Origin of the sequence: Lactiplantibacillus nangangensis (assembly GCF_005405065.1) — a bacterium.
GTDB lineage: Bacteria > Bacillota > Bacilli > Lactobacillales > Lactobacillaceae > Lactiplantibacillus > Lactiplantibacillus nangangensis.
This window is the reverse complement of the sequence record NZ_BJDI01000004.1, coordinates 151,839-173,687: the sequence shown is the minus strand read 5'-3', so window position 1 is coordinate 173,687 and position 21,849 is coordinate 151,839. Positions and strand designations below refer to the sequence as shown.

Here is a 21,849-nt window from a genome sequence, read left to right as displayed (position 1 = left end):
ATGTTTCACAAGCTGCTCATTGCTAATCGGGGCGAGATCGCCGTACGGATTATCAAAGCCTGTCGACAATTGAATATTAAAACGGTGGCGGTGTGCTCAACAGCAGACCGTCATGCTTGGTATACCCAATTAGCGGATGAAGTCGTTTGTATTGGCCCGGCGCCGGCAGCACAGTCCTACTTAAATGCGGAGGCGATTTTAATGGCGGCCATTAACACCCACGCCGATGCGATTCATCCCGGCTATGGCTTTTTAGCGGAAAACGCGGATTTTGCGGCCATGTGTGCCGAATGTGGCATTACCTGGATTGGGCCAAAAGCGTCTCAAATCAGGCTTATGGGTGATAAATCGTTAGCCAAGGACTATGCGCGTGAACAAGCCGTACCAGTACTCGCTGGGGCGTCGATTCAAGGTTTGGCTTGGCCAGAGATTAAGCAGATGGCACTCAAAATGGGCTTTCCGTTAGTCTTAAAAGCTAGCCATGGTGGTGGTGGCAAGGGCATTCGGGTCTTGGCAGATGCCCAAGCGCTCCATCAACAATTACGCAGCGCTCGTCAAGAAGCGGCCGCCTCTTTTTTGAACGATGCTATGTATTTGGAACATTTTTTGCCGAATGCGCGACACATTGAGGTGCAAGTGCTGGGTGCCGGCAACCAGTTGTATATTTTAGGCGATCGCGACTGTAGTTTGCAGTTACATAAACAAAAAGTTTTAGAAGAAAGTCCGGCAAGCATTTTGACAGCAGCGCAACGGCAGGAATTGTATCGGTTGTCTCGGCAATTACTAGCTGAGTTGAACTATCAAAGCTTGGGAACGATTGAGTATTTATTTGCGGATGGGGCCTTTTACTTCATGGAAATGAATACTCGCCTACAAGTTGAACATGGGGTCACTGAATTGACGACGGGCGTGGACATTGTCGTGGCTCAGTTGAAGCAGGCCGCTGGCGTAAGGTTAGAATTACCGGTCACGATTGGCTTGCAACCACAATGTATTGCGATTGAAGCTCGTATTACGGCGAGTTTGCCCTTGCACCAGACCTTGATTCGTCAGCTGATCTGGCCAAAGGATGTGCGGGTCGATACTGGCTATCGGGCTGGTGATCACTTTGTCACGAGGTATGATGGCTTAATTGCGAAGTTGATGGTGACGGCGCCAACCCGCCCAGCCGCGGTTGCCAAATTACAGGTGGCTTTAACTGCAGTTAAGCTGGTTGGTCCGACGACCAATTTAGCTTTTTTGCAAGCGATGGTCGCACGGCCAGCTTATGCTCGTGATACGTATTCGATTCACAGTTTAGCGCAGTGGGAGGCCGAAAAATGAGTCATTATCCAGCAGCAGGCACTTGGACGAGCTGCCCCGCATGTGGTCGCCATGTGCACCAATCCCAGTGGGGGCGCTGGCAACAGTGTCCATATTGCCATTATTGGCAACGCTTGACGGCCAACGAACGACTGACACAACTCGTTGATCCTGAAAGCTTTGAGGCACTCAATTCAGGTATGACCACGCAAGATGAATTACATTTTCCAAATTATACTGAAAAATTAGCTCAGGCGCGAGCAACAACTGGCCAAGCTGAAGCCGTCACGACCGGTTGGGCAAGGTTGGCTAATTGGCCAGCCATGTTGATTGTCATGGATTCACATTTCATGATGGGAACATTGAATACGACGGTGACACGCAAAATTATTGCGGCACTACAACAAGCGCGCCAACGTCAAGTGCCAGTGATTATGGTTACGGCATCGGGCGGCGCGCGGATGCAAGAAGGGCTGTATGCGTTAGTTGGGATGAATCTGATTCTAGCTGAAGTGGCCCGCTTTTCAGCGGCAAAATTACCCTTGATCACGGTCCTAACCGATCCCACGATGGGTGGCGTTTCGGCTAGCTTTGCTTTTAAAGGTGACATCATTGTGGCAGAAGCCGGGGCTAAGATTGGTTTTGCCGGTGCCCGCGTGATTCAACAGACGATGCCAACCGTGTTACCGGCTGGCTTTCAATCGGCAACAAGTTTACTTGAACAAGGTCAGTTGGATGCGGTCGTGGCGCGACCACAATTACGTGATTACTTGGTCACTATTTTAGCCAGTTATCAACAGTCGGGGAGGCCACAACATGGATGAAAGATTGCGCCGGTTACGGGCGGCTGACCGTGTAAGTGCGCCGACAATTATCAAAGCCTTGTTACCAACCTTTGTTGCGCAGCATGGTGATCGCTTATTAGGTGATGATTCAGCGTTGATTGCTGGTTTTGGGCGCACCACGCAACAACAAGGGCTGACAGTCTTGGGGATTGACCGGGGCCATGATTTGACCACCCGCCGACAAAAGAATGGTGGGGCGTTGACCGTTGCTGGTTATCGCACCGCTTTGCGCGTCATTCAGCATGCTGAAAAGTTTGGGCTGCCAGTGGTTAGTCTGATCAATATGCCGGGTGCCGATGCCAGCCCGAAGTCGGAACGCTATGGTCAGAGCCAAGCCATTGCGGATATGATTGCGGCAATGGGCCAATTAACAGTGCCCAATATGGTCGTTTTCTTAGGTGAAGGGCATAGCGGTGGGGCCTTAGCTTTTGCCAACGCGAATGTCGTCATGATGTTAGATGACAGTTTGTTTAACGTAGCGTCACCAGAAGCCGTGGCGGCAATCTTGCACGGCCAACAGAGTGTGAGCGAAGCCATCGACTTATTGCCGATGACAGCAAGTGAACTACAGCAGCGGGGCTTAGTGGATGATGTGATTGATCATCGGCAAGCAACATTGGTGGATATGCTTTGCCAGAGAATTCAAGACACCGTAACTGAGTTGCAAAAGCAGTCGGCAATTGATCTGATTGCCCAACGTGAAGCGAAGTTTAAAGATTTTATGGACTGGTGGCCTCAGGGGTAAGTGCAGTTATCAAAGATAACGATTTCTACGTTAGATGCGAGGCTCTTTCGGGATTACTATTAGTTATGTTTTTTGATCCTATTGGTTGCTATTATTAAATCAGTCAATCAGTTGAAACACTCAAATAGCCGGAGGTCGTCGCTGATAGCATCGGTCGTGAAGGTGGCGTTTTTCAGTCTTCACCCGGTCCCGCGACCGCATGTTATCAGCGGCGACCGGAGGCGGCAATCAAAGCCAAAACGCAAAAAAAATCGGTCATCACACGTGATTAGAAAACGTGTGATGACCGATTTTTATATTAATAACCCTGTTGCGTAGTAGTCGTATTGTCTTGTGTCGTTGTTGCATCGTTTGTCTGAGTGCTATCAGTAGTCGTGCCATCCGTCGTTGTTGTCGTCGTTGAGTCAGATGACGACGAGGAACTGGTACTGCTATCACCGGTCGTAATGGCTGCCGTCGTTTGGAAGTAATCCAGCGTCAAACTATCGGTGGAAAGTTGCAGGTCTTTACGGATATGTTTAGAAGCCTTATAGCGTTCCGAGGCGGAAGCCACCTGATAGGAAAGGCCATCAATTGTGGCATCCGTCCCCTGTAGCGTATAAGTCTTAGCATGATGCGAAGCGTTTTTATACTTCGTATCTAAAGCGACCATATCGTTCCAAGTTAAATCGGTCCGCATGTTCGTTGAGAGCTTCTTCGTAATTTTCTCAATATTAGCAATTGAGCCAAGTGAGTTCGATTGACTGACCATTGCCATGATGATTTGGCGTTGCCGTTTTTGACGACCATAGTCACCCAATGGATCATCGTAGCGCATCCGTGAGTAATCCAAAGCCGCCGCGCCACTCAACTTGACTTTAACACCCTTCTTAACATCTGCGTTGCCATACTTAAAGGTCATCTTCGGTGTGATCGTGACCCCGCCCATGGCAGAAATAATCTGCTTCAGGCCACCCATGTTAATGAGTACGTAGAAATCGATTGGGAAGTTAAGTAACTTTTGAACCGATTTAACCGCACCACTCGCGCCACCAATTGTATAAGCGGCGTTGATTTTTTGGGATTGCCCGTTAATATTAACTAACGTATCACGGGGGATACTAGTCAACGTCATCTTTTCCTTTTTAGGATTGATGGTGGCAACAATCATGGTATCAGTCCGTGCAGAAAAAGTCTTCCCACGTCCCAATGCTCCCGTATCAGTTCCGAGTAATAAGATGGAGAATGGTTTACCTTTTTTCAAGACGGCATCCACATTACGTAGCTTGGTCGAGCCAGTTGCTTCATAAGTGGTATTCATCGTATTCTTGGCATTGTTCCAAGTCTTAATGCCCCAAAACGACGCAGCGGAACCAATCGCAACGATAATCAAAATGACGATTAGAATCCATGGTTGTCGCTTATGTGGTTTGATATGTGGATTTTGTCGTTGCCGTTTACGATAGCGGGTCTGTCGAGGACCCATTGGTTCATTGTTATTTTCTGACATATTAGTTCCTCATTATCTCGTATTTTCACTAGTCTCATTCTATGCCGATTATCAATATTTCGTTGTTAAAAACGGTTGATTTAAGAAGATTTTAACAATCAATGGTTAGACCGTAGACTGTTCTCAACCGAACACAATTATAGAATACTATAAGTAAATTTGTGCTCGGAGTCAAACGTTTGCAGGATTAAACCAACTACAAGCCCATGAAAAACAGTGGTATACTTGAATAATTCTCATGGAATTATTATTTTTGAAGGCAGGTGTCAGCAGTTATGGCTATCTTTTTACATAGTATTCAGGGCGTTGTCATCATTATTGTGATGATTGCGTTGGGTTACTTACTGGCGTCATGGGGCTGGTTTAGTGAAGATTCAACTAAATTAGTTGCCCGACTTGTGACGCAGATCGCATTACCCGCATATATGATTGCCACGATTACCAAGGATTTTACGGCGCAAAAGCTGTTATCGACGTTACCGGGACTACGTTTTCCCGTGTTGAATATGGCGATTCTCTTTGGGCTGTCCTTTGGGGTCATGCGGGCGTTGAACATTAAAAAGGAACATCGCGGGTTATTTTCATCAATGTTCTTGAATTCGAATACGGTGTTCATTGGGTTGCCTGTTAATGAAGCGCTATTTGGGAATAGCGCTTTACCCTACGTTTTAGTCTATTACATGGCTAATACCACGATTTTTTGGACGTTAGGCGTCTATTTGATTCAACGCGATGGGGTCGGTAGTGCTAAATTTGATTTGAAGCAAACCCTCTCAAAAATCTTTTCGCCACCATTGTTGGGCTTTATGATCGGGGTCGTTCTCGTCTTGTGCCATATCCAATTGCCAAACTTTCTGATGCAAGACTTCACTTATATCGGTGGATTAACCGTGCCACTGTCGATGATCTTTATTGGGATTTCGATGGCCAATGCTGGTCTCAGCAGTATGCGTTTTGACAAGGACAGTATCGGGATTTTGTTGGGGCGGTTCATCTTTGCGCCCGTTCTAATGACCTTAATGTTGATTCCAATGTCGATGCCAGTTGAAATGAAACAAGTTTTCATCTTGCAATCGGCGATGCCGGTCATGACGAATGCCCCGGTTGTGTCCAAACTATACGGTGCGGATGCGGACTATGCCGCGGTTATGGTGACGGAAACGACTTTGCTTAGCTTGATTGTGATTCCAATTTTAATGATGATTGTCCAGTCAAATTTCATTCATTAATTTGAAAGTTTACTGAAAATGGTGCTATACTAGACGCCGTTGACTATTAAATTTTTATTAAGAGGGAAGCGAACGATTCGTGAAGAAAGCATATCTTTACATTGCAATTTCGACGTTGATGTTTAGCTCGATGGAAATTGCCCTAAAGATGGCAGGTAGCGCATTTAATCCGATTCAATTAAACTTGATTCGGTTCTTTATTGGGGCGGTAGTGTTATTGCCGTTTGCACTGAGCGCGTTAAAGCAAACTGGTCGAAAGTTGGTGGGTGCTGATTGGCGGTTATTTGGCCTCACTGGGTTAGTCTGTGTCATCATTAGTATGTCACTGTATCAGCTCGCGATTACGGTTGACCAAGCGTCAACGGTCGCCGTGCTCTTCAGTTGCAATCCCGTTTTTGCGTTACTGTTTTCATACTTGATTCTCCACGAACGCTTAGGTCGGTCAAACTTGATCTCCGTGGTGATTTCGGTGATTGGGTTATTGATCATTGTCAATCCTGCCCATTTAACCAATGGCTTGGGGTTAGTGTTAGCCATTAGCTCGGCAATTACATTCGGGTTATACAGTATCGTTTCACGGTATGGGTCGATTAAACGAGGCCTAAATGGGTTAACCATGACGTGTTTCACCTTTTTTGCCGGCGCCTTCGAATTATTAGTCATTGCTTGGATCACAAAGATTCCGGCAGTTGCGAGTGGCTTACGGTCAATCGGCTTACGTCAATTTGCCGCCATTCCGGTTTTAACGAATGTTAATATGAATTATTTCTGGCTATTATTCTTTATCGGTGTCTGTGTTACTGGTGGGGGCTTTGCCTTCTACTTCTTAGCGATGGAAAAAACCGATGTCTCAACGGCATCGTTGGTCTTTTTCATCAAACCAGGGCTGGCACCAATTCTGGCAGCGTTGATCTTGCATGAAAAGATTCTGCCAACGACCATTGTCGGGATCGTCGTGATTTTAATTGGATCAGTGGTGACCTTTGTTGGGAACCGGTTCAAGGAACGCGACAGTACAATGGGGAAAGCTGCTAAAGCTGCGGCAGCCGCTCAAGCGAAAGCGACGTTGCATGAACAGGTGGCAACCCATTCGAATGCCATTTCTGAACAAGAAGATTAAGTCTAAATTAACGAGGTTTGAGTTGAAAAGCTCAAGCCTTTTTCTTTGAGGTAACTTGCGTTTGCCCCATAAAATCGATTATGATAGAGCTATTCAAGGCGACAGGTGGAGAGAATTTATGACAGAATTGGTAATTGTACGCCATGGTGAAAGTACGGCCAACCGTGACAATACGTATACTGGCTGGAGCGATGTGCCTTTGACGGCTGTCGGTATTCAACAGGCGCACCATGCTGGTAAGCGGCTGCGTGAAGCGGGCATCCAATTTGGCGCAGTCCATACTTCCGTTTTAAAGCGGGCCATTGTCACGGCCAATATTATTTTGGGAGAAGTCGATCAGTTGTGGCTGCCAGAATATAAGACATGGCGACTTAATGAGCGTCATTATGGTGCTTTGCGTGGTCAAAATAAGGATGAGACGCGGCGGCTTTATGGAAAAGCCCAAGTCCAACAATGGCGACGCAGCTTTGAGACAGTGCCCCCATTATTGGCGCCCACTGAGTTGAGTCATGATCGGCGGTATACCAAGTATGGCCCAGCGGTCGAACCACGTGGCGAAAGCTTGAAGATGGCCTATGACCGTATTATGCCTTATTGGATCGATGTGATTGCGCCACGGTTGTTGGCCGGCGAGAATCAATTGATTGTAGCCCATGGGAGTACTTTACGGGCACTAATCAAGTATTTAGAGCATATTAGTGACGCCGGTATCGATGGTGTGGAAGTGGCCAATGGGGTGCCGATTCAATATCATTTAGATTCACAATTACAGGTACTTGGTAAAGATGAAATTTAGATAGAAGTTGCTGGTTAGTGGAACGACTAACGGTAACTTTTTTTATTTTCTGGTTGTTTACAGTATTTTAAATGTGTGACTGTATTGTCTGAAACTGTTAAACAGTGACAGCCGAAGATGGAAATGGCTGGCATAAAGGGTTTTACCAGCGTTCTAAAATCTTTAGCAGACAGAAAAAAGCTGTTCCTAGCCAATCAAGATTGATTGACTAAGAGCAGCTTTTAATGATTTAGCAATTAAGCTAACGCACCCATTGGATCCCAAGGAGCTAAAACAGTTGGTTCTTCTGCTTGTGCAGCTTTGAGGTCGTCGGATAAGAATTGTTTGTTGACAACTACTTGGTAGCAATATTCGTCCATCCAGGCATCACTCATCACGAAGAAGCCCTTTTCGCCGACTTTGTCACCCCAGCTGTTTTCGACCTTCCACTTGGTAGGTTGGCCGTTGACCAAGTCAACACCAGTGATTACCATCGCGTGGGTCATCAAGCTTTGACCATAATCGAGACGTTCAGCTTTGGACATTGAGAGATCAACGTCGAATAATTCGTCGGTCCCGTAAACGTCGGTTGCCATGACACCTTTTTGACGGTCAGATGATTTACCAACATCACAACCAAACCAAACCGATTGGCCGGCTTGGAGTTGTTTGATGGCGAGTTGTTTGAAGTCAGCCATTGAAACGTTCAAATGCTTAACTTCACGGCCACCCAGAACGTTACCCAACATTTCGATAGTGTAAGTGTGGTTGTATGGCTTGTCATCAGTAGGGGCGTTGATGATTGAAACGTAGTCGTCCAAGTTCCAGCCAATGTACTTCTTGAAGAAGCTTTGTGGCGTTAAACCTTGGTCGATATGATAGTTTTTATCATCATCGCGATATTCCCAGTCGAATTCGTTAACGGGTTCGCCGAAGGCATAAGATAACATCCGGTAAACTTCATTTAACATCTTTTCTTTACGGTCTTGAATTTGGTCATCAGTCGCTTTGGCAGCAACTAATTCGCGTAATTCAACGGCGTCTTTGCGTAACTTTAAGTTCAAAGTGCTGTTAATTTCAGCAGATTTTGAACTGTTATAAGTTTCTGGCATAACGCTCTTTGGCACGATCCCGTATTTCTGGATAATGGCAACGAGCATATCCCATTGACCACCATCTTGTTGTGGCGTAGTCATTAACCAAGCAACTTTACGGCTACTGGTTGGTTGATCAGCAGTAGCCAAGACGTTTTCGTAGAAGTAGTTCGCTTTTTCGAATTTATCCCAGAAGAAAGTATAGTTTTGTGATAATTCAAAGTTCTTTAATTTGAAACGGTCAGCTAACGAATGACGCATCGTGTTCAATGCGGCAAACATCCAGCAACGACCACTTTGTTTTTGGTTAGCCACACTACCAGTATCCAAATCAATGGAAAATACGGGGGTTGTTTGACTCATGGCTTGGGTATCTTGGCTGCTGGCTAAGATACCATTTTTGGTAACGGCACGTTCGATGACTTTCGCTTCAGCGCGTTGATCTAAATCTGCTTGAAAATTTGCGATTTGATCCATACTAATTGCTTTACTCAAAAAATCACACTCCTTTAATCTTATTTTAATTGTATCGATAAAATGTGATTCCGGCAAGTGTTCCGGAATTTTAGTCGTTAAGGTCGGGCTGTGATGACTTCGGGACCGTTTTCATGACCGACAATAACCGTGTTGACCATATCGAGAAAGAGGCCGTGTTCAACGACGCCGACCATGTGGATCAGCTCTTCGGCCAAAGCGTGAGGGTCGGTAATTGGGTTAAGGTGTAAGTCAATGAGATAATTATTAGAATCAGTGCGGACAAAGTCACCGTCAACTTTTCGGAAGACTGGATGGTAGCCTTTGGCAGCCATTTTTTCGAAAACGTGTTGGCTCCCATAAGGAATCACTTCGACTGGTAACCCAAAGGCGCCCAGTTGATCGACCATCTTACTTTCGTCGACGATCCACATCACTTTATCGGAGTTGATTGCCACGATTTTTTCAAATAGTAAGGCAGCGCCGCCACCCTTGACCCCTTGAAAGTCAGCCGAAATTTCGTCGGCACCGTCAATGGTCAGGTCAAGGTGATCGACTTCATCGACGGATTTCATCGGAATACCAAGACTTTTAGCTTGGGCAGCGGTCCGTTCAGAAGTTGAAACGCCGACGATATTAAGATGCTCGTTTTTAACCCGTTCACCGAGGGCATCGACCATGAATTTTACGGTTGAGCCAGTCCCCAGTCCAACTTGCATGCCATCTTTGATGTATTCCACGGCTTTTTGACCGACCAGTTGCTTTAATTGATCTTGATTCATAAGTGTGTTTACTCCTTAATATTAGTTGGCTAAGACGTCTACTGCTTCGGGGTGACGATCAAAGAACGCTTTAGCGTAAGTACAGAGTGGCTTAATTTGCTTATGTTCCGCTCTAGCGGCGTCAATAACGGCGGTCACTAGTTGTCCGGCGATGCCTTGATGACCAAAGTCGTCGCGAACAAAAGTATGCTCAATGACCCACACTTGGCCGTCATTAATGGCGGGGAAGGTGATTTCACCAGCTAATTTGCCGGTGGCGTCATTGAAGAAAAAACGATTCGGTTCACGCGTGAATTCCATTGCTGTCACCACCTTGTAAAGGGTTTTATAACTCAAGGTAATTAAACCGATAAATGCCTGATTTGTCAACGAAACATCTAGCTGAAGTATGGTAAAATATTAACATTATCAGGTGTTGAGATTAAGGTGGTTGCCGCCTACCGGTCGGAGCCATTTAGGGCTGGAACGTGGTGGACCGTTTTCGAGCCAAAAGGCGGTCTCGAAAGCCAGCCTTTTACTAACCAGCCGGAAACCCACCGCCTGCTAAGTAAAATTTCACCACTGAGCCCTAAATGACTCCGACCTCACGGCTGGGTTAGTGGTCTATTTAACAATTGTTTTAGGGTGAAACTTGAAAATGATAAAGATAGTTAGGTCGTATTGGTGATTGGTTTTGAACATGACTTAACTGTGAAGTCGAATAACTGTTAAAAGGCAACAGTATCATGCGCTAGTAATTGGTGATGCTTGTGTTTGGATTGCTTCTAAAGTCGACTGACTTTCCTAATATACTGGGATGAACCAGCATAGTTTGTAACCTTAAAGTTATTTTATTTAAAAGAAAGTAGGAACTTAAAAATGGCACGTGGATTTAAAATTGTGAGTAAATATGCGCAAGATGGCTTGAAGATTCCTTACCGGACCACTAAAAAGGCGGCTGGGTATGATTTTGAAGCCGCTGTTGATTTTACGTTACCTTCAATTTGGAAATTGAATTTTATTAAAGTGCTTTGGCAGTTGCGCCATGGCGAACCAACTTCTGCGGCTGACTTAGATGTAGCCGCGAAGACTCTTAAGCCATTTTTGGTCCCAACTGGCATCAAAGCTTACATGAATGATGATGAATATTTATTAATTGCGAATCGGTCAAGTAATCCGCTGAAACGGGGGTTAATTTTACCGAATGGGATTGGCGTGATCGATGCAGATTATTACGATAATGCTAACAATGAAGGCGAAATCTTTATTCAATTGGTGAATATGGGGATTCGCGACGTTCACATTAAAAAAGGCGAACGCATCGGCCAAGGAATTTTTACGCAGTACTTAACGGCAACGGATGAAGCCGCGATTAAGACCACGCGTTCTGGTGGCTTCGGTTCAAGCGGCAAATAGCTAAAAAAAGGTTAAGCCAAGGTAATTTAACGGCTTTTGTAGGCATTAATGGTAGAATAAAAGGTGACTATATTTAATCATTGGCTAAGATGGCAGACTGGAGGAAATTGATTAGTGGCAAAAGTTAAAACACAATTTGTTTGTTCCAATTGTGGCTATTCGACACCACGGTACTTAGGGCGTTGCCCAAACTGTGGCGAATGGAATACCTTAGTTGAAGAACACTTTGATAAAACGCCTGACCGTAAATCACGGGTTAGTTTTGCTGGCAAACAAGCGAAACCACAGCGGTTAAAGGAAGTTTCTTTGACGAAAACGCCGCGGGTGAAGACCAAGCTCCAGGAATTTAACCGTGTTCTTGGTGGTGGGGTCGTTCCGGGTTCATTAGTCTTGATTGGTGGGGATCCTGGGATTGGTAAGTCAACCTTGCTTTTGCAAGTCTCTGGCCAATTAGCAGAAACTGGTGGTTCAGTCCTATATGTCACTGGTGAAGAAAGTGCCGCGCAAGTTAAGATGCGTGCGGAACGCTTAAAGGTTGAAAGTGAAGATTTTTATTTATATCCAGAAACGGATATGAGTAATATTCGGTCAACCATTGAGACGACTAAACCACAATACGTGGTGATTGACTCGGTTCAAACGATGCAAGAACCAGATGTAGATTCAGCGATTGGGTCGGTTTCACAGATTCGTGAGATTACGGCGGAATTGCTGCAGATTTCGAAGACCAATGGTATTACGATTTTTATTGTCGGGCATGTCACTAAAGGTGGCGCGATTGCTGGACCGAAAATCTTGGAGCATATGGTGGATACGGTTCTCTATTTTGAGGGTGATTTGCATCACACTTACCGGATTTTACGCGCGGTTAAAAACCGCTTTGGGTCGACTAACGAGTTGGGTATTTTTGAAATGCGCACGGGTGGTCTCTATGAAGTTGCTAACCCTTCGGAAATTTTCTTAGAAGAACGGCTCAAAGATGCCACGGGTTCAGCCATTGTGGTTTCAATGGAAGGCACGCGGCCAATCTTAGTTGAGGTGCAGGCCTTGGTCACGCCGACAGTTTTTGGTAATGCCAAGCGGACGGCAAGTGGGTTGGATCATAACCGCGTCTCACTTTTAATGGCGGTACTTGAAAAACGGGCTAGCTTAATGCTGCAAAATCAGGATGCATATTTGAAGGCCGCTGGTGGGGTCAAGCTGGATGAACCAGCGATTGACTTGGCGATTGCGGTCAGTGTCGCTTCTAGCTATCGTGATCAACAGACTCGTCCAAGTGATTGTTTCGTTGGTGAAGTCGGGCTGACCGGTGAAATTCGGCGGGTCAATCGGATCGAGCAGCGGGTTGGTGAAGCCGCTAAACTGGGCTTTAAACGTATTTTTGTCCCGAAGAATAATCTACAAGGCTGGGATATTCCTAAAGGGATCGATGTCATTGGGGTGTCGACGTTAAAAGAAGCACTCCAATTAGCTTTACAACAACCTAAATAAATTTGAAAAGGGGCTGACGCCATGAAGAAATTAACGGTGCGACTCGTGTTCATTGTCGTTGGTGGGACGTTGGGATTAACCTACCTGCCTTATTTATGGAACACGATTTGGACGCAACCGAATCCGTTGTTAAATAATATTTTGACCAACTTTTTGTTGGGGGCACTCGTTTTATGGATTCTCTCACTATTCTTAGCGAACGCTGCCATGCGTTTAGTAGATCGTGTCGAAAAGAATTTATCAAAACAAAATCCGATGACATTATTATTCGGGAGTGTCGGGTTCATTATTGGGTTACTGATCGCGGTTCTGATTTCGCAATTATTCAGTCGCAGTCCATTATTCTTACTGAACACGGTCGTCCCAATTATCTTGATGCTGTTTTTCGGTTATATCGGTGCCCGAGTTGGGACAACGCGAATCGACGAATGGCGGAAGGTGTTCAACTTCCGGCGGCGTGAAAAAGAAACCTCACCAGAAATTACGGACGCCCAACCAGACCAGAATTACCATCATTATAAAATCTTGGATACCAACATTTTAATTGATGGGCGGATCTATGATTTGGTCAAGACTGGTTTTCTGGAAGGCACGCTGTTAGTACCAAACTTTGTATTGTACGAATTACAATATATTGCGGACTCCGCAGACAGTATCAAACGAGTTCGTGGTCGGCGGGGGCTAGATATCCTGAACAAACTGCAGAGTGAAAATATCATTCCCGTTGAGATGTATAAAGGCGACTTCGAAGATATTCCTGAAGTGGATACCAAATTGATTCAATTGGCCAAAAAGGTCAACGGAGTCATTGTCACCAACGATTATAACTTAAATAAAGTGATCGAATTTCAAAATGTTCAAGTTTTGAATATCAATCAATTAGCTAAGTCACTCAAACCACGGGTAATTCCTGGTGAAGAGATGAACATTATGGTGGTTAAAAACGGGAGTGAGCGGCAGCAAGGGGTCGGTTACTTGGATGACGGCACGATGGTCGTCGTTGAAGATGGGAAGTTTTACATCAACGAAAAAGTCGATGTGGTCGTGACGAGTGCCTTACAGACTGATGCCGGTCGAATGATTTTCGCCCGTTTAGCACATGCTAACCGTGGTATTTCGGATAAACCGGAACATGAAGCGCCAAATAATAATCATCACAATAATAATCACCGGAATAAGTCGACCAAATCCTAGCCAGTCCTTTATTTTTAGTGTTAAAAATTGTAAACTGGACTAGCAAGAGTGTGAGGTGGCACGGGTACTGGTGAGCATTATCGTGGCTGCACGATGACTCGGTGGTTTTCCGAGTGATTGCGCAGCCGGGATAAGCGGAGCCCGCAGTGCCGCCGAGCACGTTTCGGCTATCTAGGTAAAGAGTCGAAGACGGAAGGTCAAATTTCCGTGTCGTAACTAAAGCTTTGATAAAAAAATGAAAGAGGCGTTAATCACATTGGCAAAGAGCAAGATTCGTGTGCGTTACGCACCAAGTCCAACTGGCCATTTACACATTGGTAATGCCCGGACAGCGTTATTTAACTATTTATTTGCCCGGCATAATAAAGGGAAGTTCATCTTACGGATTGAAGACACCGATTTAAAGCGGAACGTCGCTGACGGTGAAAAGAGTCAGATGGATAACTTAGCCTGGTTAGGGATTGACTGGGATGAAGGTCCTGACAAGGGTGGGGACTTTGGTCCTTATCGTCAATCAGAACGGAAATCAATCTATGATCCTTTGATTCAACAACTTGTTGATGAAGGCAAAGCCTATGAATCATACATGACAGAAGACGAATTGACGGCACAACGCGATGCTCAAAAAGCCCGCAAAGAGATGCCACATTATGTCTACGAATTTGCTGGCATGAGTGAAGACGAAAAACAAGCGAAGATTGCGGCTGCTAAAGCAGCTGGCATCACGCCAGTTATCCGTTTCCACGTCCCAGAAGGTCAAACTTATGCTTGGGATGATATGGTTAAAGGGCACGTTTCTTTCGAATCCAAGACCGTTGGTGGCGACTTCGTCATCAAGAAGCGCGATGGGATGCCAACGTATAACTTTGCCGTTGTCGTAGATGACCACATGATGCAAATTAGCCACGTTTTCCGTGGAGATGATCATGTTGCCAACACGCCTAAACAATTAATGATTTATGAAGCCTTTGGTTGGAACCCACCTAAGTTTGGTCATATGAGCTTAATTATCAATACTGAAACCGGTAAGAAATTAAGTAAGCGTGATGAAACGGTGCTCCAATTTATCGAACAATATCGTGAATTAGGTTACTTACCAGAAGCAATGTTGAACTTTATCATCTTGCTTGGTTGGTCGCCAGTTGGTGAAAATGAATTGTTCACGAAGCGTGAATTCATCAAGATGTATGATGAAAAACGTTTGAGCAAGTCACCAGCTTCATTTGATGGCAAGAAGCTTGAATGGGTCAATAACCAATACATTAAGAAATCTGACGAAAATGAAGTCTTTGCAATGTCAATTCGTCAATTGATCAAGGCTGGTCGTTTACCAAAACGGCCAACGCAGGCTCAAATCGAATGGACCCGGACATTAGTCTCACTTTACAAGAATCAAATGAGCTATACGGGTCAAATCGTGGAATTAGCTGACTTGTTCTTCAACGGTCCTGCCGAAATCAATGATGAAGCTAAGGCTGAATTAGCGGTTGAAACGGCACCAACGGTCTTGAAAGAATTCCGCAAGCGCATTGAAGATGTTGATGTCTTCGAAGCGACTGAAATTCAAAAGACTATTAAGTCGATTCAAAAAGATACGAAGATCAAAGGCCGTCAACTGTATATGCCAATTCGAATCGCCGTTTCTCACGAAATGCACGGTCCAGAATTGCCAGAAACGATTGAATTATTAGGCCGCGAAACCACGATGAAGCACTTAGATGCGATGATCGCGGAATTAGCTAAATAAAGGATAATAAGAGTAAGCTTGGAGAAGTCTTCAGGAAGCGACGGGGGCTGTGACGTCGTGGCGGACCAAGTTGAAGTGCGATTATCACGTTTGTCATCGGGTGGCCGTTATCCCAGCAATGAGGCCGGTCAACGGTGAAACAAGAGTGGAAGCACGCGGAAGCGTCTTTTGTATTAGGGGAGGAATCCTTTAGTATGAAAGTCGCTTTTTTGATAAGGTCGTGCGAAAATAGTCAAAAGGAAAGCTAGGACTGTCAAAAAATAACTGAGTGAATTTTGAAAGGAGCGAAAACGATGTTACAAGTATTTAATACGTTAACTCGAACGAAAGAAACTTTTAAGCCCATTACCCCGGGTGAAGTGAAGATGTATGTTTGTGGTCCGACGGTTTATAACTATATTCATATTGGAAATGCGCGATCAGCAATTGCTTTTGATACGATTCGGCGATATTTTGAATATCGTGGCTTTAAAGTGGACTATGTGTCTAACTTTACGGATGTCGATGACAAGATGATCAAACGGGCAAAGGAAGACCAGACAACTGTGCCAGCGATTGCGGATCGGTTCATTAAAGCATTTATGGCCGATACTGAAGCGGTGAATATTGAGCCAGCGACGGCGCATCCACGGGCTTCTGAAAACATCCCTGAAATTATTGACTTTATTAACGTCTTAATTGAAAAAGGGTATGCCTATGAATCGGCTGGGGACGTCTATTATCGGACACGAAAGTTCAAGAATTACGGCCAATTATCAGACCAACGGATCGACGATTTGGAAGTCGGCGCCAGTCAACATACGGCAGACGAAGAAACCGATCGCAAAGAAGATCCAGTTGATTTTGCGTTGTGGAAAGCGGCCAAACCAGATGAAATCTCGTGGCCGTCGCCATGGGGGGCTGGCCGGCCTGGCTGGCATATCGAATGCTCAGTCATGTCAACGAAATATTTAGGTGATAGTTTTGATATTCATGGTGGTGGTCAAGATTTGGAATTCCCACATCATGAAAATGAAATTGCGCAGAGTGAAGCTAAGACTGGTCAGAAGTTTGCGAACTATTGGTTACACAATGGGTTTGTGACTGTTGGCGATGATAATGAAAAGATGAGTAAGTCTTTAGGTAACTTTGTGACGGTTCATGATATTATTAAACAAATCGATCCCCAGATTTTACGCTTCTTCATGGCAACGACCCAATATCGGCGCCCAATTCAATATAGTCAAAAGAATTTAGACGAAGCGGCTAATAATTTGAGTAAATTACAAAATGCTTATCGTAATTTGGCTTATCGACTAAAAGACGCTGATGCCGGTGAAGATGCCGATGTGCAGACACAATTGGCAACCTTAACGGCGCATTTTGTGGCGGCTATGGATGATGATTTTAATGCTCAAAATGGGATTGCGGCCGTTTATGAATTGGCTAAATTAGCGAATGTGTATGCGGGTCAAGCGAGGGTTCAAAAGGCAACGATCCAAGCCTTGCAAACGACCTTAGTGACCTTAGCCAGCGTCTTTGGGGTTAAGCTTGACGCAGCGACACCAGAATTAGCGGACGCTGATATTCAAACCTTGATCGATGAACGAGAAGCAGCACGACAAAATAAAGATTTCGCGAAGGCAGATCAAATTCGCGATGAGTTAAAGGCCCAGGGGATTGTTCTAGAAGATACACCTCAAGGGGTCCGTTTCAGAAAGGACTAACATGACAGTTGATTATCAACAATTAAATGGCATCGCCCTCGCCTATTTGGGGGATGCGGTGTATGAGCCATTTATTCGCCAACATATGATTGAACTCGGGTATACCAAGCCCACAAAGTTACATCACCATGCGACCCACTACGTTTCAGCTAAAGCTCAAGCAGCATTGATTGCGCGGATGCAGACCGAAAACGTTTTGACGGAGACCGAAGTTGATGTTTTCAAGCATGGGCGCAATGCGAAGAGTCACACGTCGGCGAAGCATACTGATGTAGTCACTTATCGTATCTCGACCGGATTCGAAGCCGTTTTTGGTTATCTACAATTAACGAAACAGACGGCCCGGATTGCAGAACTAGCACAGTGGTGTATTGAACAAGTCGATGAAGGGAGGGTTTCAAATGTCAAATGAACCAACAGAACCAACGACCCAGGAACCAGCAGATTTTGTGATTGGTCGACATCCAGCGATGGCGGCAATCAAGAGTGAGCAACAAATTAATAAGGTGTTTATTCAAAGTGGTCTCCAAGCCGATGTGCTAAATGACATTGCTAAGATTGCAAAGAAACGGAATTTGATCGTCCAATATGTGCCCAAACAAAAATTAGACCGCTTGACAGATAACGGCAACCATCAAGGGGTGGCTGTCGGGGTCGCTGCGTTTGAATATAGCACGATCGATGACTTATTTGCCGTGGCGAAAGCCAAAAACGAACCACCATTCTTCTTGATTTTAGATAACATTGAAGATCCACATAACTTAGGGTCAATCATGCGGACGGCAGATGCTGCCGGGGCCCATGGGATTATTATCCCTAAACGCCGAGCAGTTGGGCTGACGAGTACGGTCGCTAAGACGTCGACGGGGGCCATTGAACACGTTAAGGTTGCGCGGGTCACCAATCTGGTCCAGACCGTCAAGCAATTACAAGAACAAGGTTTATGGATCTTTGGCACGGATATGAACGGGACGGACTATCGTCGTTGGGATGCTAGCGGGGCCGTTGGGTTGATTATCGGTAATGAAGGTAAGGGCATTTCGCCATTATTGAAGAAGAGTGTTGACGAAATGTTGACGATTCCGATGGTCGGCCACGTTCAAAGTTTAAATGCGAGTGTCGCCGCCAGCTTATTAATCTATCAAGGCTACACGTCGCGTCATCCACTTGGAAATTAATTATGAAACAACAATTATTGATTGTGGATGCATATAATATGATTGGTAATTGGCCAGAACTGGCACAATTAAAACAAACCGATCGCCTGCCGGAAGCACGGGATGAGCTTTTAAACGTCCTGACTGAATATAAAAAAATTAGTGGGCTAAATATCACTGTTGTTTTTGATGCGATGTATGTCCCTGGCAATTCTAAAAGTTATCGGCAGGCTGATTTAGAGATTGTTTGGACGAGTAAAGACCAAACAGCAGATAGCTACATCGAAAAATTGGCCGCCGATAAACAGTCGCGGGTATTACAAGTAACGGTGGCAACTAGTGACCAGGCGGAACAGTGGGTCATCTTTTCTGAAGGGGCGTTGCGGATTCCAGCCTTAGAGCTACGTAAACGGGTACATGCTGATCTGAAAGAGGTTCGGCATACTGCGTTACGTAGCCAAGACAAAGGCTTAGTGCGGAAGTCGCCTTGGGATGAAAGCCAATTAACGGCATTGGATCAGTATCGGCGACAGTTAGAAGCAGAGCACACTAAACGTCATCATTAATCTCGTAATCACGTTAAAAATGGTTATTCTGATCAATGTATTGAAATTCTAAAATTAGTTGGCTGATAACTTAGTTTCGGGTGTCAAACAAGAATGCTTGTTCGCTTGTATCAGGCCAAAACCGTCTGTATATTAAGGTTTACAGAGGCAAGGGGTGGTTTCTGAATACAAGTAAACGGAGAAAAAACTTTGGATGAACAGTCTTTGATTGGTTTGGCAAAACAAGGTGATACCGAGGCTTTGTTGATACTTGCTAAACGATATATTCCCGTAGCTAATAAGTTACAGCGCCAATATTTCATCCGGAGTTTCGATGCAGATGATTGGGATCAAGAGGCCTTGATCATCATGCATCGGGCGACGCAGCAGTACGATACCCACCACGCTTGTAGCTTTGGCGCTTTTTATCGGCTTTTGTTGAACAATCGCGTGATTGATCTGATTCGTCGTGCGCAGGCGCAAAAAAGGCGACCAGATCAAGAAATCTTATCTTTAGATTATGAGGCGTCATTGATTTTAGAAGAACTGGTTGGCCCGGAACAACTGGCAATCGATATCCTCTATATTCATGAAGTCATTCGCCGATTTGCGACCGAGTGTTCTAGGTTTGAAAATCAAGTTTTTGATGCGCTGCTACACGGCCTAACACCGCAAGGGATTGCGGCAAAGTTAGAACTGGAATTAGCACCGGTCTTGAACGCCATCGATCGGTGTCGGCGAAAGTTGCGGGCGTTACTGCTAGAATAGGCTTAAATTGACATTCGAAACGGTCCATGATACTGTTAAACCTGATAACTATGGAGGTAGTATCGATGGCACAGAAAAAAATTGCGTTGGCTTGTACCGTTTGCGGTTCTAGAAACTACACGATCGACGCCAACCCTAATCGTACTCACCGCTTAGAAGTTAAGAAATTTTGTAAATTTTGTGGTAAACACACACTTCATCGTGAAACGCGGTAGGGGGATTAATTATGCGATTATTTAAGTTCTTTGGTTCAGTCGGACATGAAATGAAAAAAGTAACTTGGCCAACTTGGGCCGAAAATCGGCGTGATTCATGGACCGTTATTTCGACTTCGTTGTTCTTCGTTGCCTTCTTCGCGCTGTTTGACTGGGTCATCCAATTGTTATTAAAACTTTTGATGGCTTGGCATTAATGGTCATTTGACCAAAAATTTGTTATAATACGGTTATTGGAGAAAAAACTTCGTTGCGACGAGGTTTTTTTATTTTACCTAAAAGACATTCTTAAAGGAGTTTAATCATGGTCGAATCTGTTGAAAAAAAGTGGTACGTTTTACACACTTATGCTGGTTATGAAAACAAAGTTAGTTCAAATTTGGAATCTCGGGCCCAATCAATGGGTATGGAAGATAATATTTTTCGGGTCGTTGTTCCTGAAGAAGAAGCCCATGAAGTTAAAAATGGGAAAGACAAAGTTGAAATGAAGAAAGTTTTCCCTGGCTACGTATTAGTTGAAATGGTGATGACCGACCAAGCTTGGTATATTGTCCGGAATACCCCTGGTGTGACTGGATTCTTAGGCTCACATGGGCAAGGGAGTAAACCAACGCCATTATTGCCAGAAGAAGCTGAAAATATCTTACATCAATTAGGGATGAGTGCTCGTCATACTGAATTGAACGTTGAAGTTGGCGAACATGTCACGATTATTGACGGTGCCTTCTCGGGTCTTTCAGGTGAAATTACTGAAATCGATAATGAAAAATTGAAGTTGAAAGTTAACATCAACATGTTCGGACGTGAAACCAGTACGGAATTAGACTTCGATCAAGTCGATCAAATTCAATAATTATTAAGTAAGCTGGTGGGCAACTGTGGCACAACTGGTGTTGATCGTCATTGGTGTGGTCATTGTGGGGGTCTTGGGCCGACTTGGCTTTAAGTTCTTACAGTATGGTCAACCGAAACATTTAGCGCCGTCACCGCAGCCAAAAACGGCGGATGATAGTGCGGTAACTTTATTCATTCCCGGATACGCGGGAAATCGCTTCTCATTCGGCGGCATGTTACAACGCTTTGTTCGTAGCGGGGTCGCCAATAAGTCGTTAGTTGTGATGATTGATCGGCATAATCACCCGCACGTCACCGGTCACTTAGATCCATACCGTCCAATGGTGCAGCTCATTTTTGCCACGCCACGGGTAGCGGTTCGGCAACAGGCGGCGGGAGTTTTAGCGGTCGTTAAGTATTTGTTGGCTCATGAACATGTGCAGACCATCAATTTGGTGGCGTATTCGATGGGTGGGGTCGTTTTATTTCAATATTTGACAACGGCAGCGCAATTGGTCAACTTACCGGAAGTTCGGAAAGTTGTCACGATTGGCGCGCCGTTTAATGATAGTGAAGTCGCTCAGAATACGTATCCGATTGAAAATCATCCACTGACGATTAACGGCCCCACGAAAACGACTCCAGTCTACAATTACTTTTTGCGGACACTGCAACGGTTGCCAAATACGATTTCATATTTAAACATTGCTGGTAATATTGGTGATGACGTTCAGAGCGATGGGGTTGTCGCTTTAAATAGTGCGCTATCGTTAAAATTTTTACTGCGGCCGGTCGTGGCGCGTTATCATGAATTTGTGGTACACGGTAAGAACGCTCGGCACTCGCGGTTACATGAAAATTATGAAGTTGATCGACAAATCGTCCAATTTTTATATCCAGAACCAACAAAAACGGTTGCTGATAAAAAATAGATGTGGTAGA

Annotated in this window: 23 protein-coding genes; 19 read left to right on the top strand and 4 right to left on the bottom strand. The window is 44.9% G+C overall.

The window, feature by feature from the left end; genetic code table 11:
- Genes FFM70_RS05665 through accA form a run of 3 tightly spaced genes read left to right on the top strand, consistent with a single transcriptional unit; the run spans position 1 to position 2,892 of the window.
- Entirely contained in the window at positions 1-1,323 is a 1,323-nt protein-coding gene (locus FFM70_RS05665; protein ID WP_137615878.1) for an acetyl-CoA carboxylase biotin carboxylase subunit, read from the top strand.
- Entirely contained in the window at positions 1,320-2,126 is an 807-nt protein-coding gene (locus FFM70_RS05660; RefSeq protein ID WP_137615877.1) for an acetyl-CoA carboxylase carboxyltransferase subunit beta, read from the top strand. Before FFM70_RS05665 ends, FFM70_RS05660 begins: the two co-directional genes overlap by 4 nt.
- On the top strand, positions 2,119-2,892 hold the full coding sequence (gene accA, locus FFM70_RS05655; protein WP_137615876.1) for a carboxyltransferase subunit alpha: 774 nt from the start codon (positions 2,119-2,121) through the stop codon (positions 2,890-2,892). The genes FFM70_RS05660 and accA overlap by 8 nt, the downstream gene beginning before the upstream one ends.
- A gap of 298 nt (positions 2,893-3,190) precedes the next feature.
- On the opposite strand, the gene FFM70_RS05650 is transcribed toward accA, so the two are convergent.
- Positions 3,191-4,381, bottom strand: a complete 1,191-nt coding sequence (locus FFM70_RS05650; RefSeq protein WP_137615875.1) for an LCP family protein — start codon at positions 4,379-4,381, stop codon at positions 3,191-3,193.
- Between the two features lie 275 nt (positions 4,382-4,656).
- Between FFM70_RS05650 and FFM70_RS05645 the strand changes: the two genes are divergently transcribed.
- From FFM70_RS05645 to FFM70_RS05635, 3 genes are all read left to right on the top strand, one after another.
- The gene (locus tag FFM70_RS05645; protein ID WP_137615874.1) at positions 4,657-5,610 is read left to right on the top strand and encodes an AEC family transporter; all 954 of its coding nucleotides are present in this window, start codon (positions 4,657-4,659) and stop codon (positions 5,608-5,610) included.
- Between the two features lie 79 nt (positions 5,611-5,689).
- Positions 5,690-6,730, top strand: coding sequence for a DMT family transporter (locus FFM70_RS05640; RefSeq protein WP_137615873.1), 1,041 nt, complete (start codon positions 5,690-5,692; stop codon positions 6,728-6,730).
- A 118-nt stretch (positions 6,731-6,848) separates the two neighbouring features.
- Positions 6,849-7,526 (top strand): 2,3-bisphosphoglycerate-dependent phosphoglycerate mutase, encoded by a 678-nt coding sequence (locus FFM70_RS05635; RefSeq protein WP_137615872.1) that lies wholly within the window; start codon positions 6,849-6,851, stop codon positions 7,524-7,526.
- Between the two features lie 236 nt (positions 7,527-7,762).
- Here FFM70_RS05635 and FFM70_RS05630 read toward each other — a convergent pair whose 3' ends face one another.
- The 3 genes from FFM70_RS05630 to FFM70_RS05620 form a co-directional block, all read right to left on the bottom strand.
- The gene (locus tag FFM70_RS05630; protein WP_137615871.1) at positions 7,763-9,094 is read right to left on the bottom strand and encodes a C1 family peptidase; all 1,332 of its coding nucleotides are present in this window, start codon (positions 9,092-9,094) and stop codon (positions 7,763-7,765) included.
- Between the two features lie 77 nt (positions 9,095-9,171).
- On the bottom strand, positions 9,172-9,855 hold the full coding sequence (rpiA, locus tag FFM70_RS05625; RefSeq protein WP_137615870.1) for a ribose-5-phosphate isomerase RpiA: 684 nt from the start codon (positions 9,853-9,855) through the stop codon (positions 9,172-9,174).
- 21 nt (positions 9,856-9,876) lie between these two features.
- Complete coding sequence (locus FFM70_RS05620; RefSeq protein WP_137615869.1) at positions 9,877-10,155, bottom strand: GNAT family N-acetyltransferase; 279 nt, start codon at positions 10,153-10,155, stop codon at positions 9,877-9,879.
- A 558-nt stretch (positions 10,156-10,713) separates the two neighbouring features.
- Between FFM70_RS05620 and FFM70_RS05615 the strand changes: the two genes are divergently transcribed.
- From FFM70_RS05615 to FFM70_RS05555, 13 genes are all read left to right on the top strand, one after another.
- A complete protein-coding gene (locus tag FFM70_RS05615) occupies positions 10,714-11,250 on the top strand; it encodes a dCTP deaminase/dUTPase family protein (protein ID WP_137615868.1) in 537 nt (178 codons plus the stop codon).
- A 114-nt stretch (positions 11,251-11,364) separates the two neighbouring features.
- Positions 11,365-12,741 (top strand): DNA repair protein RadA, encoded by a 1,377-nt coding sequence (gene radA, locus FFM70_RS05610; protein ID WP_137615867.1) that lies wholly within the window; start codon positions 11,365-11,367, stop codon positions 12,739-12,741.
- A gap of 21 nt (positions 12,742-12,762) precedes the next feature.
- Positions 12,763-13,935 carry a PIN/TRAM domain-containing protein gene (locus FFM70_RS05605; protein ID WP_137615866.1) on the top strand — a complete coding sequence of 391 codons (1,173 nt, stop codon included), beginning with the start codon at positions 12,763-12,765 and terminating at the stop codon, positions 13,933-13,935.
- 256 nt (positions 13,936-14,191) lie between these two features.
- The gene (gene gltX, locus FFM70_RS05600; RefSeq protein ID WP_137615865.1) at positions 14,192-15,682 is read left to right on the top strand and encodes a glutamate--tRNA ligase; all 1,491 of its coding nucleotides are present in this window, start codon (positions 14,192-14,194) and stop codon (positions 15,680-15,682) included.
- Between the two features lie 293 nt (positions 15,683-15,975).
- Positions 15,976-17,388, top strand: coding sequence for a cysteine--tRNA ligase (cysS, locus tag FFM70_RS05595; RefSeq protein WP_137615864.1), 1,413 nt, complete (start codon positions 15,976-15,978; stop codon positions 17,386-17,388).
- 1 nt (position 17,389) lies between these two features.
- Positions 17,390-17,800 carry a Mini-ribonuclease 3 gene (locus FFM70_RS05590; protein WP_137615863.1) on the top strand — a complete coding sequence of 137 codons (411 nt, stop codon included), beginning with the start codon at positions 17,390-17,392 and terminating at the stop codon, positions 17,798-17,800.
- Positions 17,790-18,566 carry a 23S rRNA (guanosine(2251)-2'-O)-methyltransferase RlmB gene (rlmB, locus tag FFM70_RS05585; RefSeq protein ID WP_137615862.1) on the top strand — a complete coding sequence of 259 codons (777 nt, stop codon included), beginning with the start codon at positions 17,790-17,792 and terminating at the stop codon, positions 18,564-18,566. Before FFM70_RS05590 ends, rlmB begins: the two co-directional genes overlap by 11 nt.
- A gap of 2 nt (positions 18,567-18,568) precedes the next feature.
- Positions 18,569-19,111, top strand: a complete 543-nt coding sequence (locus FFM70_RS05580) for a YacP-like NYN domain-containing protein (protein WP_137615861.1) — start codon at positions 18,569-18,571, stop codon at positions 19,109-19,111.
- Between the two features lie 189 nt (positions 19,112-19,300).
- On the top strand, positions 19,301-19,858 hold the full coding sequence (locus FFM70_RS05575; RefSeq protein WP_171002303.1) for a sigma-70 family RNA polymerase sigma factor: 558 nt from the start codon (positions 19,301-19,303) through the stop codon (positions 19,856-19,858).
- 65 nt (positions 19,859-19,923) lie between these two features.
- Positions 19,924-20,073: a 50S ribosomal protein L33 gene (rpmG, locus tag FFM70_RS05570; RefSeq protein WP_137615859.1), complete on the top strand. Its 150-nt coding sequence runs from the start codon at positions 19,924-19,926 to the stop codon at positions 20,071-20,073.
- An 11-nt stretch (positions 20,074-20,084) separates the two neighbouring features.
- Positions 20,085-20,270 carry a preprotein translocase subunit SecE gene (gene secE, locus FFM70_RS05565; protein WP_137606319.1) on the top strand — a complete coding sequence of 62 codons (186 nt, stop codon included), beginning with the start codon at positions 20,085-20,087 and terminating at the stop codon, positions 20,268-20,270.
- Positions 20,271-20,377: 107 nt separating this feature from the next.
- Positions 20,378-20,926, top strand: a complete 549-nt coding sequence (gene nusG, locus FFM70_RS05560) for a transcription termination/antitermination protein NusG (RefSeq protein ID WP_137615858.1) — start codon at positions 20,378-20,380, stop codon at positions 20,924-20,926.
- 25 nt (positions 20,927-20,951) lie between these two features.
- Positions 20,952-21,839 carry an alpha/beta hydrolase gene (locus FFM70_RS05555; protein WP_137615857.1) on the top strand — a complete coding sequence of 296 codons (888 nt, stop codon included), beginning with the start codon at positions 20,952-20,954 and terminating at the stop codon, positions 21,837-21,839.
- The last annotated feature ends 10 nt before the right edge of the window (positions 21,840-21,849 follow it).

Coding starts and splice junctions, on each gene's coding strand:
- FFM70_RS05650 (WP_137615875.1), bottom strand. CDS start 4,381: ATGTCAGAAAATAACAATGAACCAATGGGTCCTCGACAGACCCGCTAT.
- cysS (WP_137615864.1), top strand. CDS start 15,976: ATGTTACAAGTATTTAATACGTTAACTCGAACGAAAGAAACTTTTAAG.
- nusG (WP_137615858.1), top strand. CDS start 20,378: ATGGTCGAATCTGTTGAAAAAAAGTGGTACGTTTTACACACTTATGCT.
- FFM70_RS05590 (WP_137615863.1), top strand. CDS start 17,390: ATGACAGTTGATTATCAACAATTAAATGGCATCGCCCTCGCCTATTTG.
- secE (WP_137606319.1), top strand. CDS start 20,085: ATGCGATTATTTAAGTTCTTTGGTTCAGTCGGACATGAAATGAAAAAA.
- rpiA (WP_137615870.1), bottom strand. CDS start 9,855: ATGAATCAAGATCAATTAAAGCAACTGGTCGGTCAAAAAGCCGTGGAA.
- rpmG (WP_137615859.1), top strand. CDS start 19,924: ATGGCACAGAAAAAAATTGCGTTGGCTTGTACCGTTTGCGGTTCTAGA.
- rlmB (WP_137615862.1), top strand. CDS start 17,790: ATGTCAAATGAACCAACAGAACCAACGACCCAGGAACCAGCAGATTTT.
- FFM70_RS05605 (WP_137615866.1), top strand. CDS start 12,763: ATGAAGAAATTAACGGTGCGACTCGTGTTCATTGTCGTTGGTGGGACG.
- FFM70_RS05615 (WP_137615868.1), top strand. CDS start 10,714: ATGGCACGTGGATTTAAAATTGTGAGTAAATATGCGCAAGATGGCTTG.
- accA (WP_137615876.1), top strand. CDS start 2,119: ATGGATGAAAGATTGCGCCGGTTACGGGCGGCTGACCGTGTAAGTGCG.
- FFM70_RS05660 (WP_137615877.1), top strand. CDS start 1,320: ATGAGTCATTATCCAGCAGCAGGCACTTGGACGAGCTGCCCCGCATGT.
- FFM70_RS05580 (WP_137615861.1), top strand. CDS start 18,569: ATGAAACAACAATTATTGATTGTGGATGCATATAATATGATTGGTAAT.
- FFM70_RS05645 (WP_137615874.1), top strand. CDS start 4,657: ATGGCTATCTTTTTACATAGTATTCAGGGCGTTGTCATCATTATTGTG.
- FFM70_RS05620 (WP_137615869.1), bottom strand. CDS start 10,155: ATGGAATTCACGCGTGAACCGAATCGTTTTTTCTTCAATGACGCCACC.
- FFM70_RS05635 (WP_137615872.1), top strand. CDS start 6,849: ATGACAGAATTGGTAATTGTACGCCATGGTGAAAGTACGGCCAACCGT.
- FFM70_RS05665 (WP_137615878.1), top strand. CDS start 1: ATGTTTCACAAGCTGCTCATTGCTAATCGGGGCGAGATCGCCGTACGG.